The organism is Flavobacterium aeripolare (genome assembly GCF_013294025.1).
GTDB lineage: Bacteria > Bacteroidota > Bacteroidia > Flavobacteriales > Flavobacteriaceae > Flavobacterium.
In genome coordinates this window covers 1-14,997 of sequence record NZ_JABSNL010000008.1, presented here as the reverse complement: position 1 = coordinate 14,997, position 14,997 = coordinate 1, and the positions used below count along the sequence as shown (strand labels likewise).

15 protein-coding genes are annotated in these 14,997 nt (G+C 32.8%); 2 read left to right on the top strand and 13 right to left on the bottom strand.

Going from position 1 to position 14,997, the window contains the following annotated elements:
* Window positions 1-27: 27 nt before the first annotated feature.
* The 3 genes from HNQ00_RS10100 to HNQ00_RS10090 form a co-directional block, all read right to left on the bottom strand.
* Window positions 28-720, bottom strand: coding sequence for an RluA family pseudouridine synthase (locus tag HNQ00_RS10100; protein ID WP_173838296.1), 693 nt, complete (start codon window positions 718-720; stop codon window positions 28-30).
* A gap of 97 nt (window positions 721-817) precedes the next feature.
* Window positions 818-1,636 carry a 3-methyl-2-oxobutanoate hydroxymethyltransferase gene (gene panB, locus HNQ00_RS10095; protein WP_173838294.1) on the bottom strand — a complete coding sequence of 273 codons (819 nt, stop codon included), beginning with the start codon at window positions 1,634-1,636 and terminating at the stop codon, window positions 818-820.
* A gap of 95 nt (window positions 1,637-1,731) precedes the next feature.
* Window positions 1,732-2,796 carry a glycosyltransferase family 9 protein gene (locus HNQ00_RS10090; RefSeq protein ID WP_173838292.1) on the bottom strand — a complete coding sequence of 355 codons (1,065 nt, stop codon included), beginning with the start codon at window positions 2,794-2,796 and terminating at the stop codon, window positions 1,732-1,734.
* Between the two features lie 448 nt (window positions 2,797-3,244).
* Between HNQ00_RS10090 and HNQ00_RS10085 the strand changes: the two genes are divergently transcribed.
* On the top strand, window positions 3,245-5,863 hold the full coding sequence (locus HNQ00_RS10085) for a TonB-dependent receptor (RefSeq protein WP_173838290.1): 2,619 nt from the start codon (window positions 3,245-3,247) through the stop codon (window positions 5,861-5,863).
* A gap of 73 nt (window positions 5,864-5,936) precedes the next feature.
* On the opposite strand, the gene HNQ00_RS10080 is transcribed toward HNQ00_RS10085, so the two are convergent.
* Window positions 5,937-6,326: a DUF1398 domain-containing protein gene (locus tag HNQ00_RS10080; protein WP_173838288.1), complete on the bottom strand. Its 390-nt coding sequence runs from the start codon at window positions 6,324-6,326 to the stop codon at window positions 5,937-5,939.
* 296 nt (window positions 6,327-6,622) lie between these two features.
* Window positions 6,623-7,138 (bottom strand): hypothetical protein, encoded by a 516-nt coding sequence (locus HNQ00_RS10075; RefSeq protein WP_173838286.1) that lies wholly within the window; start codon window positions 7,136-7,138, stop codon window positions 6,623-6,625.
* A 726-nt stretch (window positions 7,139-7,864) separates the two neighbouring features.
* Here HNQ00_RS10075 and HNQ00_RS10070 point away from each other — a divergent pair.
* Window positions 7,865-9,274 carry a glycosyltransferase family 2 protein gene (locus HNQ00_RS10070; RefSeq protein WP_173838285.1) on the top strand — a complete coding sequence of 470 codons (1,410 nt, stop codon included), beginning with the start codon at window positions 7,865-7,867 and terminating at the stop codon, window positions 9,272-9,274.
* A 245-nt stretch (window positions 9,275-9,519) separates the two neighbouring features.
* Here the strand turns inward: HNQ00_RS10070 and HNQ00_RS10065 are convergent, their stop codons facing one another.
* From HNQ00_RS10065 to HNQ00_RS10030, 8 genes are all read right to left on the bottom strand, one after another.
* Entirely contained in the window at window positions 9,520-10,098 is a 579-nt protein-coding gene (locus HNQ00_RS10065) for a DUF4833 domain-containing protein (protein ID WP_254598487.1), read from the bottom strand.
* 281 nt (window positions 10,099-10,379) lie between these two features.
* The gene (locus HNQ00_RS10060) at window positions 10,380-10,784 is read right to left on the bottom strand and encodes a hypothetical protein (RefSeq protein ID WP_173838283.1); all 405 of its coding nucleotides are present in this window, start codon (window positions 10,782-10,784) and stop codon (window positions 10,380-10,382) included.
* Window positions 10,771-10,947 carry a hypothetical protein gene (locus tag HNQ00_RS10055; RefSeq protein ID WP_173838281.1) on the bottom strand — a complete coding sequence of 59 codons (177 nt, stop codon included), beginning with the start codon at window positions 10,945-10,947 and terminating at the stop codon, window positions 10,771-10,773. The genes HNQ00_RS10060 and HNQ00_RS10055 overlap by 14 nt, the downstream gene beginning before the upstream one ends.
* 6 nt (window positions 10,948-10,953) lie before the next feature.
* A complete protein-coding gene (locus HNQ00_RS10050) occupies window positions 10,954-11,436 on the bottom strand; it encodes a toxin-antitoxin system YwqK family antitoxin (RefSeq protein WP_173838279.1) in 483 nt (160 codons plus the stop codon).
* A gap of 208 nt (window positions 11,437-11,644) precedes the next feature.
* Window positions 11,645-12,112, bottom strand: a complete 468-nt coding sequence (locus HNQ00_RS10045) for a DUF1810 domain-containing protein (RefSeq protein ID WP_173838277.1) — start codon at window positions 12,110-12,112, stop codon at window positions 11,645-11,647.
* Window positions 12,113-12,269: 157 nt separating this feature from the next.
* Complete coding sequence (locus HNQ00_RS10040; protein WP_173838275.1) at window positions 12,270-12,887, bottom strand: hypothetical protein; 618 nt, start codon at window positions 12,885-12,887, stop codon at window positions 12,270-12,272.
* Window positions 12,888-12,915: 28 nt separating this feature from the next.
* Window positions 12,916-13,116, bottom strand: a complete 201-nt coding sequence (locus HNQ00_RS10035; protein WP_173838273.1) for a hypothetical protein — start codon at window positions 13,114-13,116, stop codon at window positions 12,916-12,918.
* Window positions 13,117-13,536: 420 nt separating this feature from the next.
* Window positions 13,537-14,409 (bottom strand): alpha/beta hydrolase, encoded by an 873-nt coding sequence (locus HNQ00_RS10030; RefSeq protein WP_173838271.1) that lies wholly within the window; start codon window positions 14,407-14,409, stop codon window positions 13,537-13,539.
* Window positions 14,410-14,997 lie beyond the last annotated feature (588 nt).

Here is a 14,997-nt window from a genome sequence, read left to right as displayed (position 1 = left end):
ATTTTTTGTGGTAGCGTGGCTACCAGATTATTTCACAGCATTCCAGATCACTTCATTAGGAACTGGAGCTATAATGCGCAATTCTATTTTACTAACGGGATGCGTAAAAACTAATTGTCTTGCATGCAAATGAATTCCTCCATCTGAGTTGCTACGATCAAAGCCATATTTTAAATCTCCTTTTATAGGAGACCCAATTGCTGCTAGTTGCGCGCGTATTTGATGGTGGCGGCCGGTATGTAAATTTATTTCTAAAGCAAAGTAATTGTTCAATTCTTTGAATATAGTATAATCTAAGCTCGCTTGTTTACTATCAGGAACTTCCTTTATGTGCGCTTTTGAACTATTGTTCTTTTCGTTTCTCTTGAGGAAATGTACTAAAGTGTCTGTAGTCTTTGGTGGTTTATTTTTTACTACCGCCCAATACGTTTTTTTAGTTTCTCTGTTCTTAAACAACTCGTTCATTCGCGTAAGCGCCTTTGTTGTTTTGGCAAAAGCCACAATACCTGAGGTAGGCCTGTCTAAACGGTGGATTACACCAAGGAAGACCTCGCCCGGCTTGTTGTATTTTACCTTAATGTACTCTTTTACAACATCAGATAGCGGTTTATCTCCTGTCTTATCGCCTTGTACAATGTCTCCTACACGTTTATTGATTACAATTATGTGGTTATCCTCGTGCAAAACGTCAAGATTGTCTTTTGTCGAAATTATTTTCAAAACAGTAAATTTAGATTAGATCAAATAAAAATTCCCTTAAACAATCCCTTTGTACAATAAACTGCACTAGATCATTTAAGGGAATGTAAGGGTAGTATTAATATTGTTCTTTCTCGTTAGGGAAGTCACTTGATTTCACATCGGCAACATATTGACCAATTGCTTTAGTCATGCCTTCATATAAATCCATATAGCGACGCAAGAAACGTGGACTAAACTCGTTGTTCATTCCTAACATATCATGAATAACAAGAACTTGACCATCTACACCACCACCAGCACCAATTCCTATAACAGGAATAGCGATACTCTTAGCTACTTTTTCAGCAAGGTGAGCAGGTATTTTTTCGAGAACTAAGGCAAAACAACCCAAGCGCTCTAGTAGTTTAGCGTCTTCAATTAATTTGTCAGCTTCTTCATCTTCTTTAGCACGTACGGTATAGGTACCAAATTTATAGATTGACTGTGGCGTCAAACCCAAGTGTCCCATAACGGGAATCCCGGCGTTCAATATTTTTTTAATCGATTCTTTAATTTCTTTTCCGCCTTCTAATTTTACGGCGTGACCACCACTTTCTTTCATAATACGAATAGCAGATCGCAAAGCTTCTTTAGGGTCAGACTGGTAGCTACCAAAGGGTAAATCGACAACAACCAGTGCTCTCTCAATAGCTCGTACTACTGATGAGGCGTGATAAATCATTTGATCTAATGTAATAGGTAGCGTAGTCTCATGACCAGCCATAACATTAGACGCAGAGTCCCCTACAAGGATAACATCAATTCCAGCAGTATCAACAATTTTTGCCATTGTAAAATCGTAAGCTGTAAGCATGGAGATTTTTTCTCCGTTTGCTTTCATTTCGATCAGTGACTTTGTTGTAATTCTTTTATAATCTTTTTTTGCTACAGACATAGTTGTATTTTTTGGAAACGTAAAAGTACTAAAACAAATGCTTACCAAACCTAAAAAAAGACCCTACTTTATTCATTACAGCTTAATAATACTATTTAGTTTGGCGTATTTTTCTTTTTCGAAAGTGCATCCTGAATTAAGGATACCGCTTCTTCAATTGAAGTTTTGTTTGTATTAATAGCAAAACTGCCATTGCCGTAAGGAGCATACATTTTTTCATTTGTTACACAAAATAGGCCTGCGGTAGTTGAAAGGGAAGCGCTTGCAAGGTGCATCATACCACTATCTGCTCCTACAAATAACGCTGTATTAGCTATAAAGGCTGCAATTTCTCTAATGTCCTTACTGTAAAAAGAAGGTGCTTCAAAGTTGATTTGAGAAACATTTTCTACAGGTAAAACCTCTAGGATATTGTAATCGGGAAAACGAACTTTTAACTGATCGTAAAAGGGTTGCCACCAAACATTTTTATAGCATTTGTCGCCTGTTGCAAAAGTGAAGATGCAAATCGTTTTTTTATCATTTTTGACAATATCTTGCAAACTGTTTTTGGCAGCAGCTAATTCTGCATGTGATAATTTAATATCTAATGGAGGGATAGGGTTGTTGTTTTCTGGAAATCCTAAGAGGTGTAAGTAATGTCTAAAATTATATACTGGGTACTTTGCAATGTGATCGTAATCATCATATTTAGTAGCTAGATTGTCAACATCATCTCCAAAGAATTTAAAATCAGCGGTAGCAAATTGTGCAGACAAACGGCCTGATGAAGAGTTTTTTACTACATTGATAACAATATCATATTTGTAGGCTTTGATAGCCATCCAGCCTTTTACATATTTTATTAATTCTTTAAATGGTTTTCTAGGCAATCTAATGATTTTGTAGACATTCTCATAGCCTTGAAAAATGCTAGGTGCTGCATTACCATTTACAAATAGGTCAATTTTACAATCTGGAAAAGTAGCAATAACTTCTTGCAATAGGGGAGTCATCAATAATTGATTCCCTAATCTTGGGTTGGGTCTACATATAAGGATGCGAGTGACTTTGATTTTTGTAATATCGCCACCTTTAGAAAAATGAGCAGAACCTATATTCTTAGTAATGCTTTGCATTAGCTTCCTTCGTACACTGTTTACTTTACTTTTTATGCTCATGTTTTAAAATTTATTTTTAATAACTGAAGCACAAAGTGTGTTTTGAAAAAGTGCTCCTAATAATAACTGTCAGCGATTTGATAAAATCGATAGTTATCTTATCGCCAAAGAAACAATTAAAAAATTAGATTGTTATTGTAAGATTACCGTCTTAAGATATATTTTAATCAACTATTAAGAAATTTAATGATTTCTTAATATTGATAACTGTAAAAAGTAGGTGAAATCTCAATATTTATAATGTCTTTGAAGTTTAATGCTAGCTGCCATAAGACGAGTTCTATGAAATATTGTTTGTAATAGTCTTCTTTTGTTGGTTTTTCACTAATTCTACTATGAAAAGAACATTGATACTGGTACTTTTGATAAAAAAGTACGGTTTTTGTAATCTATTAACATAATATTATACTTTTGGGAAACAATTTATGAAACCACTTAAGTATAATTTATGAAGCAAATTAACCACCTTTATTACGCTTTACTATTGTTGCTATTGCCTTTTTGCATGACTGCACAATCAGTTAAAGGAACTGTTCTCGATGAGAATGGGCAACCTATGGCATACTCTAACGTTGTAAATAAAGCAACAGCTACAGGAGTAACAGCAGACGCAAATGGAAAATTCGAAATTAAAGTAAAAGGATTTCCAGTAACGCTAATTGCAAAGTATGTAGGCTATCAAAGTAAAACAATCGAAGTAGCAAGTGAAAGTGAAAATGTTTCCTTTCAGCTTGATCCTAACAATAGTTTAGATGAAGTTGTAGTAACAGGAAACAGAGCAAAAACGCGCACCGTGTTGAGTTCTGCTGTGCCTATCGACAAGTTGTATGCCGAAGATTTAAAATCAAGCGGGCAAGTTACATTTGATAAAATGTTAGCTTATAAAATTCCTTCTTTCAATTCAAGTACTCAAGCCGTTTCTGACGCTACAGCACATTTTGATCCAGCAGATTTACGTGGATTAGGACCTAGCCGTACGTTAGTATTAGTAAACGGAAAAAGAAAAAATCAAAGCGCACTTGTTTACATCAATGATACTCCTGGAAAAGGAGAAGTAGGAACCGATATGAAAAGTATTCCATTTTCTGCTATTGAAAGAGTTGAGGTGTTGCGTGATGGAGCATCTTCACAATACGGTTCAGATGCTATCGCGGGTGTAGTCAATATCATTCTTAAAAAGCAAACTAATTTTACTGAAGTTAGTTTGACGTCAGGAGTAACTTCTCAAGGTGATGGATTCAATTTTGGTGCTGATTTAAATTCAGGATTTAAAATTGCTGAGAAAGGTTTTGTAAATTTCAACCTTTCTTACTTAGATCAAAACAAAACGAATAGAGCTGGAAAACCAGGAAGAGATGGTTTATTTGGAGTTGAAGCAAACGATCCAATGTGGGGAGATTATCTAAAAAACAATCCAGATCTTGGAATGAACATTGGTCAGCCAGATACTAAAATGGGAGCATTAGTAGTTAATGCAGAGTATCCTCTTTCTGATAATACAACCGTATATGCGTTTGGAGATATCAATATTAGAAAAGGAACAAGTTTTGCATTAAACAGAACACCTTATTGGGTACCAGATCCTTTTAATTTATTACATGATGCAGGATCTACTTATACTGGTTTTCAACCTACATTTAACACAGACGTGTTTGATAATTTAGGATCTGTAGGACTGAGAACGTCAATCTTAGGATTTAACTCAGATTTTAGTGTAACTGCAGGTTCTAATAAAGTGGATTATACTGTGGGAAGTACTTTAAATCCTAGTCTTGGAGCAAACAGCCCTACTGAGTTTAACGTGGGTGGATACACTTTTAGTCAATTAGTAGGAAATGCTGATTTCTCTAGAAGTTTTGATAAGGTTACTTTTGGCTTTGGTACTGAGATCAGAAAAGAGAAATTTGAAGCAAGAGAAGGTCAAGTAGAGTCTTACGTTGATGGAGGGGCACAATCTTTTCCAGGATTACAGCCTGCAAATGCACTAAAAAAAGATCGTAATAACGTAGGTGTTTACACGACTTTAGATTATGATGTTACTGATGCCTTCTTAATTGGTGGATCATTACGTTATGAAAATTATTCTGATTTTGGGGATAACTTCTCATGGAAAGTAAATTCTAGATACAAATTAACTAATGATGTTACGGTAAGGGCTTCGTTTAGTACAGGATTTAGAGCTCCAGCTTTACACCAGATTTACTTGAGTAATATTCAAACGCTAGTTTCTGGTGGAAAAATCTCAAATCAAGGTACTTTCAACAATGTGGACCCAGTAGTGAGTGGTTTAGGTGTTCCAAAATTACATGCTGAAAAATCTCAAAATATTTCAACTGGTATTACTTTTAGATCTGGTGCTAATTTTACTGCATCTCTTGATTTCTACCATATTAAGGTTAATGATCGTGTCTTGTTCTCAGGTGAAGTAGGTTTTGATGGTGACGATACAACTACTAATCCAGTAGAAGCGGTTTTATTTGCAAATGATATTACTAGTATGAAATTCTTTATCAATGCTATCAACACAACTACAAAAGGAGTTGATATTGTATTGAACTACAAAAACTTAAAAATAGGAGACGGTAAACTTGGTTTAAGCTTAGCATCAAATATTGCTGATACTAAAATTAATGGTAAAATCGATACGCCTGCAATCTTAAAAGAAAATGGATACGATATCTTTGATCGTAAGGAGCAATCTAGAATTTTAAGTTCGAGACCTAATACAAAAGTATTGTTTGGAGCTAATTATGATTTCAAGAAAGCTACATTCATCTTAAACAATACTTATTTTGGTGAAGTGACTTGGCAGCATGCTACAGATCCAGGAAAAGATCAAACATTCTCAGGAAAGATTCTTACTGATTTTGGTGTGGCTTACAAAATTACAAACACGATATCAGCAAATGTAATGGTAAACAACTTATTCAATGTTTATCCAGATGTAATCGATACTAAAGGGGATGTAGTAACTGATTTAGGAGGTCGTTTTAAATATCCATGGGAAGTAAACCAGTTTGGATTTAACGGAACTACTTTTACAGCAGGATTGAATTTCAAATTCTAAACTGCTATTTAAGCATAAAAAAAACGGGAACTTTCCCGTTTTTTTTATGCCTTTATATTTCGATAATGGTTGTTTACACTGGTAACTTTTCGATAATGATAGCTTCTCCATCAGCAGCAAAGTACGTACAAGTCATTCCTATTATGTCTATGCGCCATTTTGCAATTCCGCATTGTGCAGCTTGCTCGCAAAATGTAATGTAATCGCTTTGTCCACCTTGATGCATCACTAAGTACTCAATAAAGCGCTCTTTGTTTACGGTTTTTGCTACCGGAAAATCAGTGTGTTTTCTATCTGTACTAGCATCTTCATTATTAGCGCCAAAATAGACCACACGACTATCAGCAGTATAGGTGTCGTAACCTTCAATTCCCATGTCTATTAATTCTTGAATGTAAGCAGGGAAATCAGCACCCGTTTTTACTTTATCATACGCTACTTTAATCAGTTCTAGTGTAAACATAAATGTTGTTTTTGTTGTTAAGGAAAAACGTAAATCAGACTAAACTATGTAGTTGAGATTTGCCACTAAAATACTATTTATTTTTTATTAAGCAATTTTACTACGAATTCATTTTTATAAGAGGCTGCATAATGCGATTACTTCTAAATTCAGGATGGATTCACATACATGCTTTCCTTACAATTGCTAGTAATCTTCGCATGAATGATTATTTATGCAACAAAGGCACAACACATTATCCCATAAAAAAAGAGCACTTTGCAGTACTCTTTTTAAATTATTTACATGATGATTAATTAACGTCTATGATCATGTTTGTCGTATTTTTTATCATACTTTTTATCATATTTCTTGTCATATTTCTTAGCGTAGTAACGATCTTGTTTATTATCATTTCGATCATTATATACTACCGTTCTATTTGTAGTACGGTTGATCACAACTTTATCACTGGCACCTCTATATCCAACTTTATATTTTGTTCTATCATTATTAAAGTTTCTATAAGGAGTGCTTCCATGGTAATCGTTCAAAACCACTTTGTATCCTGTGTTTGCATTGTAATTTCTATATTGGTATGGTAAGGCTCTAGATCGAACCCAGCTTCCTCGATTTAAGTAGATGTATTGCTCATTACGTACATCATAGTATGATTGAATGTCAGGGATGTAGTAGTAGCTAGCGGCTACACGAGCGGTATTATGATATACTGGTGCAGTACCAATATTCAAATTAACCGATATTTGTGCAGTAGCTGCAGTAGTAGTTCCAAGTAAAATTATTCCAGCGGCGATAAGTTTTAGAGTTTTCATATTTTCTATATTTTAAATTGTCGTATTCTGTTTTTTTATTTAATGCGTATATACATTTGATGTATTTCCAACAACTGTGCCACTGCTGTATGTTAACGTTTAATTAGCATAGGGTAAATGAAATTTTTATTCTATATTTTGTTTTAAATAATTGTTAATCAATTAGTTTTTTAATGGTTTTTTATGAATAGTAAAATGGAATAAAATTGATTTTCGAATAAAAATCATAGTACAAGCCTTCGTTATAGCCAAATATTCGCTCAAAAAAAATTTAAATTCAGCTCCTTTTTATTTGATTTTGATATTCCAATTTTGGAGCTCATAAATCATTTCGAACTATTATTTCGAAAATATTCAAAATTTTGCTTTTTCGAAAACAGAAAAAAATCAACCCAAATAATAATTCGAACTGGTGACCGTTTCACAACGATAGTAATTCTTGAAACCCTCTTCAATATTTTCTTAGTTCTTGCTGCTATAGTAACTAGTGCTTCATAAACTCTTCTAATGGTACTTTACGATCTTAAATTGTCATGTAAATCTTGCTTGCTATGTATCCATTTACCCAGTATTCATGGGTACTGAGTAACAAGTGAGTAATTATTATACAAACTTTAAAAAGGCACTATTTGCTAAACGCTTGATAAATAAGGGATAGTACTTTTGGAACGCCGCTTGCTTAGTATCTAATCGAAAATAGATACACATCAAACTAAGTATAGCAATATGAAAACACAAACAATAACACCTACAAACGCTTTTTTTGTCGATGCCGATGAGACTAGTACTCCAAAAGAAACCATTTCGAAAAGCGCAATTTCAAACAGAATTGTTTTAGCAGCAACTATGTTACTTTTAATTAGTGGCGCCGCACTAGTTTATTTTTTGCAACCCGATTTTTATAATTTTAATCAAAGCAGAATCAACTCGCCTTTAGGTTTGGCTTTTCTTGGATTGACATTATCATTATTATTGTTCAAGATTTCGTTTCTACTTTACAATGTCTATTTATATTTTCAATATAAACCTATTGAGTCTGTAAGTGACGAATTATTGCCTACCTGTACGATAATTGTTCCTGCCTACAATGAGGGTAAATTAGTCTACCAAACATTACACAGTATAGCAAACAGTGATTTTCCAGCTCATAAATTACAAATTCTTGCAATTGACGATGGTAGTAAAGATGATACTTGGTACTGGATGAATAAAGCAAAAGAGGAATTAGGAGATCGTGTAGTAACGTTCAAGCAGCCAGAAAACAAAGGAAAGAGACACGCATTATACCGTGGATTCAATTTAGGAACAGGAGAAATCTTTGTAACTATTGATAGTGACTCAATTATTAAAACAGATACTTTAAGAAACTTAGTAAGTCCGTTTATAGTAGATCAAAACTGTGGTGCCGTAGCAGGTAATGTACGTGTACTAAATAACAAAACAGCAATTTTACCTAAAATGCTAAATGTAAGTTTTGTAATGAGTTTTGAATTTGTACGCTCTGCCGAAAGCCAATTAGGGAGTGTATTATGTACACCTGGAGCATTAGCAGCGTACAAAGCATCAGCAGTATTCAAAATCTTACCAGAATGGATTGATCAAAAATTTATGGGAGCAGCTTCAGATATTGGAGAAGATAGAGCCATGACTAACATGATCTTGAAACAAGGTAAAAAAGTATTGTTTCAACGTAATGCAATCGTTTTAACTGACGTTCCTGAGCAGTACAAAGGACTATACAAAATGTTTATTAGATGGGGGAGAAGTAATGTACGTGAGAATTTAATGATGGCAAAATTTGTCTTTACCAACTTTAGAAAAGAGTCAAAAGTAGGAGCGAGGTTGTTGTTCACAAATCAGTTTTTAACAATACTTATGACCTACCCATTTTTCTTATTCATGTTGTATTTCATAGTAATGCATCCTTTATTATTCATCAGTTCAACACTATTAGGAATCTTAATTGTATCTAGTTTTCCAGTATTGTTTTACGCTAAAAAATACAGCGCTTCAGAATCATTATGGGCATATGCATATAGCGTTTTATACACCTTCGGATTATTCTGGATCGCACCTTACGCCATTGCAACAGCAGGCCGTAGCGGATGGTTAACAAGAGAAATTGCAGTAAAATAAAAGCCGCTAAACCAAAAATAGTTTAATTAAAACCACTTCTCGGAGTGGTTTTTTTATGGCCTATAATTTTTAGATAAAGAAAATTAAATTTTGGGCGTGCCAGCAATGAAGCAAGGGGATTATCGTAGTTTGCAGCTATTTATCCCCTTGCTTCATTGCTGTCGGGCTATACGCGCTACTTCGGTAGCTAGCTGCTATCCCTCACGCATACTCGAGATGACTATTGATACAGTACATTATACTATTTAATCGATTTCGATTTTTTCAACCACAGCTGTTCCCGTCGTAAAATCGCTCCCGTAAAGTAGAACAAAATCTGCTTTAGGGCGCAAACCTAGAAAGCCAGTTGTAAGTTGCACAAACATCTTGCCTAAAAGCATTTTTCTATTATTGACGGTGATATATACTCTAGAACCATGTTTTGGAGTTTGCTTTAAGTAAAAAGAAATCTTATCAGAGGCTGCGAGACGCAGTTTATATTTGTCTGGATGAGAATCCAAAACAATGATTCCGTATGCCATTCTCCTTTGTAGTACTGACAAAGGTCTTTTTTGGCCTTTATCAGTGTAAACAATTTCATATTCATTAACTGGCTCGCTAGCGTTTAATACGCCATTACTGATGTTGGCGTCATACACATAGGTATTGTGGTTTTTACTGTGCTGGATGTAGAACAAGCGGTTAGTGGTTTTTTCAGGTTCAGGATAACCTTCCTGAGCAAAACAACTTACCGAGTATATCATGAAACAAAAGCCAGTTAAAAGTGTTTTTGAGAGTATATTTGAAAGTGTATTTGAAGGTGTTGGTATTTTAAAATAGCTCATGATTACAAATTATTTTTAAGTCTCTAAAGTCAAAGTGAATAAAGAGGATTAATTTAAACAAAAGCTGTCAATAGCGATATAAGCTATCACTACTTTGACGTTTTCTGAATTTATTAAAGGTAATCAATCCTAATTTTAAAATGAAATTATCGAAACATTATCCAGTAAGCGAGTCGAATTAGCCCGCAAATTGAAAAAATTGCGCTGCGCTATGAATAGTAAAAAGGAATTGAATTTTTAAAAGAAAAAGAGCTGTAAAATAATTTCTTACGGTTTTTAATTTAACAATTTCGATTGATAAGGTTGTTGAGTTTCTCAGCATCTGCTCTTTCAAAATCACTTAAATCAAACTCGTATCGCAAAGCATCGCCATTAAAGATTTTTAAATTTTTTTGCTCTAATGTTGCATGACTTAATTCGTCAAATTTTATATTTTCTCCCCAGAAAGACTTGATGCGTATCATTGCGCCTTTTTTATTCCATTGCACATAGTTTCTAAACCAGAACATTCGCGAAAAGAATAAAGCTTGCGATAAAAATCCTATAAATCTAAGCCACTTATTGATTTTAGGGTTGGCAAATTCAATTATTTCAAAAGTGCCAAAGATTAAACATATGATACTTACTACCATAAGGCTAATTAAGATCCAGTTATTTGCTAAATTGTCGAATTTAATTCTTTTCATGTTTTCTAAATCTAATTATTATTTTGACTATAAAAAACAATGCCACAGCTAAGAATACTCCAGCAGCTACAAAGTCTTTTTGATTGTAATACGCAATTCCAGAGAAGATTCCGATAATGATCCATAGAATATCAGTGATTATTTGTACTTTTTTTGCTTTCATATTAATTTATTTAATGCTTTCTCCATCTTTGTAGACGATGCTCTCCAGCAATTTTCCATCCTTATCATATAGAAGCATAGTGCCAGTTCCGTTGACGAGTGTGCCTTTATTTAAAACATTTCCCTTACCGTCATAACAACTCATTATATCAATCAGTTTACCATTATTCCATCTTCTTTCGGTTTGTAGTTGACCATTTTCAAAGTACCATTTCCATACTCCAATTCTTTTACCTTCGTCTAAGGTCCCAATTCCTTGTTGCACACCATTAGGATATATAAAATGCCATTCGCCGTCTTGTTTTCCGTTTTTAAATGCACCGTATTGATGTACTTGTCCATTTTCATGATAATATTTCCATTGTCCATTTTTTAATCCGTTCGAAATTTTTCCTTTGGATTCTAATGTGCCGTTTTCAGTATAGTTTTTCTCTACAGTGCAACAACTTAAAAGTAATACAAAAACAAGAAGTAGAATAATTTTATTCATAAAATGTTTATATTTATTAGAACTATGTCCTCTTTATCTAGTTTTTAGCTTATTTGATATTGCAAAACGAGTTCTTTTTTAATTATCTAGCGTTATTGCTTATAATTTTCTTCATGTACTAAAGACTTAAAATTGCAGCTTTCAACGTGTTGAAATACCTATTGCTTTTTTTCTTATGCAGTAATGATAAAATATTTCGATTGTTACGTTAGGTTATTGAATTTTCATTAATCTTTAAGATTCTTAAAGTAACCTTGTCTAGCTTTCCATCATAGTATTTTTTAAGAGTATCTTCGAAGCAAATCAAGTCGCTATTATTCTCAAATTGTTTATTTGATTGTACTACGGAATAAAAAAGTGTCATTGAAGAATGAAATTTGAGGTAGTCTGGAAACCCAAATATTTCCTCCGCTGTTTTTCCATCAATATCATAAGCTAAAATCTTTGTTAATTCAATTAATCTTTTTGATAGTAATTCGTCCTTCAAATAGTTTTCGGCTTCTTCAATGTTCACAATCTCATATTTTTTTGCAATACTAGATTTGCCTAAACCTGAAATTTGTGGAAAAACAAACCACATCCAATGGTTCACTTTTTTACCATTTTTCATTTCTGCTAATACTTGAGTGAAGCAAGTATCTTGAGCTGTCTTAAATCTGATTAAATCACCTTTCATCTATGTTGGTTTGTTTTTAAAATATTTTGCAAGATTTTGTCGCTTTGAGATGGTTGGAAGATCATAATTGCTTCATTTTTAACTTAAAATAAACTTGACGCGAAACGGAAATTCCACTAAATTTTAGCTAGCTCAAAACAGCTGTTAATGGCTGGCTTTATTTTTCTTTTGTTCTTGAATTAAGAACTATTTTGTCACCTTCATAAGTCTTCCTGATAATAAAATCAGTGCTTATGTTTTTTAATATTTCTACATATTTTTCAAATGAAATAAATAAAAGATCTTTGTTTTTTGATTTGTCGGAAGAAAAGTAGAATCCCTCAAAACCTTCATTAGTCCAGTTTTCGATGTCGTCATCAGGTAGTAAAACATCTATTTTCTGCCAATTATATTTAGGCATAAAATGAAAACTATGAATAATTTTATCGACTAAATCTTTAATTGAAATATTAACTTTTACTGGAGTATCTAAATGGTAGATTTTTTCAATTTCAAATGAATTCCAATAAGTTATTTTTTCATTTGGATTCTTCTGATATGAAATAATTGAAAAATTTTCTCCTAAAAGTTCAAACGATATTTTATGAGCTTCTATAAGTTTTCGTATTATTATAGATGTGTAAATTGTGAATTTTTGTAATTTGATAAATGCTTTTTCATCTAGTAAATGTGAAATTTCAGAATCATCGTTAAAATCTGCATTGTCAAAGAAAAAAACAATCTCATTAATTTCCTTTTTTAATTCATATTTCCAAATGTAGCTATCAATTATCATTTTATTTAAGTTCTAACAATTAATTCCACTAATATAAGTTCGGGATTTGTTGTGAAATAGTAGTTTTGCAATTTTCCATTAAACTTGAAGAATCAAATTCTATTTCATATATAGTTCCATCTTTTGTTGATGTTTTTAAAATTCTTGTTCCATATTTTCTAATTACGGATTCAAAAACTTCTAAATATTTTTCGCTTTTTTCTGGAATAATAAAAGTGTGTACATTCATTTTATATAGCATTAATGATTGATTTTTATCCGATTTTATGGCTAAGCTTGCCACAAACTACACAATACCATCACAAAGTGTAACTTTTTTTGTTAACTGCTATGTAATAGAATATAGCTGTTTCTCAAACAAATATAAGATTTAAAACCAAATTTTAAAGTCTTGTATTGAATTTTATTAGTAAATTTTCCTACAGCAGTCGTTGTGATACGAAAACGTGTCCACATGAGGGATGGCAGTGTAAATTCTCCCGCTTTTTTGCGGGAGATTGCAGCGTACAGCCCGACGCTACTGTAACGTAGTGGAAGTAGGGGCACACCCAAATGAAGTACAAAAAAAACGACTAAAGTGATTTCACTTTAGTCGTTTTTGAAATTGCATTTGTTTATCCTAAGAATGCTTTAAATTCTTCGTAGGTTTTTATTCGTGTTTAGTAGTCAAATTCAATTGTTTAAATGCGTTTAAAACTGCTTGATGCATAATTGTCGCATGGTCTTCTTGCGGTAAATAGTCAAATAACACTTTCACAGATTTGCTTTTTGTCGCTTTTATTTTGTCTGCTAATAAATTGGCATCCACTTCCATTACTCTTGGTAGTTCTGTCGGTGTTAATCCTTCTTTTCCAACGCCAATATAAATTTCAGTTTTTTGCTTAAAAGTTTCGTTTAATATTTCAGCATTCTGATTTAATAATGAGCCGTTGTCCCACCACAAGCTCGGACTAATTATAATATATTTTGTAAAAAGTGTTGGCTTTTTCAGCAGAATTTCTGTTTCTAAAAGTCCGCCAAATGATTGTCCAATTATAGTTTTAGATTGAGCTGTTTTGTATTTCGTTTCAATGAAAGGCTGTAATTCAGTTTCTAAAAATGAAATAAATTTATCGGACTGTCCTGACGTAGGAAATGTTTTTTTATCGGCTTCAATAGTTGTCGGAAATGTAAAATCTCTTCGTCTGTCAACCGTTGCAATTCCAACCACAATAGATTTCGGCACTAGGTTTATCCATTCAAAACTGTTGTATTGAACAAGTCCAACAATATGTATAAAATCTTCGTCTGCAGAACCGTCAAGCAAATAAATAACTGGATATTTTATACTGTCTTTTGAATTGTAGCCTTCTGGCAGATAAATATTTAAAGTTCGTTTTTCGTTTAAAACTTCTGATTGAAGTTCAATAATTTCTCCAAGTTCAAATGGTTTAGATATTTCTTTTTTTTTCGTTGCAACATTTTGTCCAATTACAAAAGTTGAATAAAATGTAAAAAGTAAAACTGTTATAAATTTGTTCATATTTTTCTGTTTTCTGAGGAAACATAGCCACCAACGTATCGCGGCTTGCAAAAGTATGAAACTGCATAACCGATTACTTTCGGCTAAGATAAATTTCTTGCGAATGATAAATGTGAATTTACAACATACTTCACCATTTATGCAAACCGCACTTAAGCGATGTTTTTTATACAATCGAATTTGTTTTCAGTTGTAAAGCTTTAAAAGTTTCTATGAAAAACATTTCAATTCGATTTGTCAAATCATCTACGAAATTGTCTTCAATTTGTAGCACCTAATAACTTTTTTCGTCAAAATTGAAAAGTTCGATGTTTTTTAGTCCATTAATTTTATTGAATTGTTCTTTCCTAGCCACTGAATCTTGATGAACAAGAACATTTCTCAAAACATATGTATTCTTAATGTAAGTATAAGGGCTTTCAACTTTCCCAAGATATGTGCCTAAAAACATTTTTAAAAATTTCCAATGTTTGTGTATGACTGAGTTGCTTTCTATTTTAGCCCCTTATAAGTTCAGAGTGATATTCTAAATTTCAAATAGTACATTTGAGATATGAAATACAAGAAATGGAGTTTAGAAGAGAAGTT

Excerpts from the sequence above, each read along its gene's own strand:
- panB (WP_173838294.1), bottom strand. The coding sequence starts at position 1,636 with ATGTCTGTAGCAAAAAAAGATTATAAAAGAATTACAACAAAGTCACTG.
- HNQ00_RS10090 (WP_173838292.1), bottom strand. The coding sequence starts at position 2,796 with ATGAGCATAAAAAGTAAAGTAAACAGTGTACGAAGGAAGCTAATGCAA.
- HNQ00_RS10085 (WP_173838290.1), top strand. The coding sequence starts at position 3,245 with ATGAAGCAAATTAACCACCTTTATTACGCTTTACTATTGTTGCTATTG.
- HNQ00_RS10080 (WP_173838288.1), bottom strand. The coding sequence starts at position 6,326 with ATGTTTACACTAGAACTGATTAAAGTAGCGTATGATAAAGTAAAAACG.
- HNQ00_RS10075 (WP_173838286.1), bottom strand. The coding sequence starts at position 7,138 with ATGAAAACTCTAAAACTTATCGCCGCTGGAATAATTTTACTTGGAACT.
- HNQ00_RS10070 (WP_173838285.1), top strand. The coding sequence starts at position 7,865 with ATGAAAACACAAACAATAACACCTACAAACGCTTTTTTTGTCGATGCC.
- HNQ00_RS10065 (WP_254598487.1), bottom strand. The coding sequence starts at position 10,098 with ATGAGCTATTTTAAAATACCAACACCTTCAAATACACTTTCAAATATA.
- HNQ00_RS10060 (WP_173838283.1), bottom strand. The coding sequence starts at position 10,784 with ATGAAAAGAATTAAATTCGACAATTTAGCAAATAACTGGATCTTAATT.
- HNQ00_RS10055 (WP_173838281.1), bottom strand. The coding sequence starts at position 10,947 with ATGAAAGCAAAAAAAGTACAAATAATCACTGATATTCTATGGATCATT.
- HNQ00_RS10050 (WP_173838279.1), bottom strand. The coding sequence starts at position 11,436 with ATGAATAAAATTATTCTACTTCTTGTTTTTGTATTACTTTTAAGTTGT.
- HNQ00_RS10045 (WP_173838277.1), bottom strand. The coding sequence starts at position 12,112 with ATGAAAGGTGATTTAATCAGATTTAAGACAGCTCAAGATACTTGCTTC.
- HNQ00_RS10040 (WP_173838275.1), bottom strand. The coding sequence starts at position 12,887 with ATGATAATTGATAGCTACATTTGGAAATATGAATTAAAAAAGGAAATT.
- HNQ00_RS10035 (WP_173838273.1), bottom strand. The coding sequence starts at position 13,116 with ATGAATGTACACACTTTTATTATTCCAGAAAAAAGCGAAAAATATTTA.
- HNQ00_RS10030 (WP_173838271.1), bottom strand. The coding sequence starts at position 14,409 with ATGAACAAATTTATAACAGTTTTACTTTTTACATTTTATTCAACTTTT.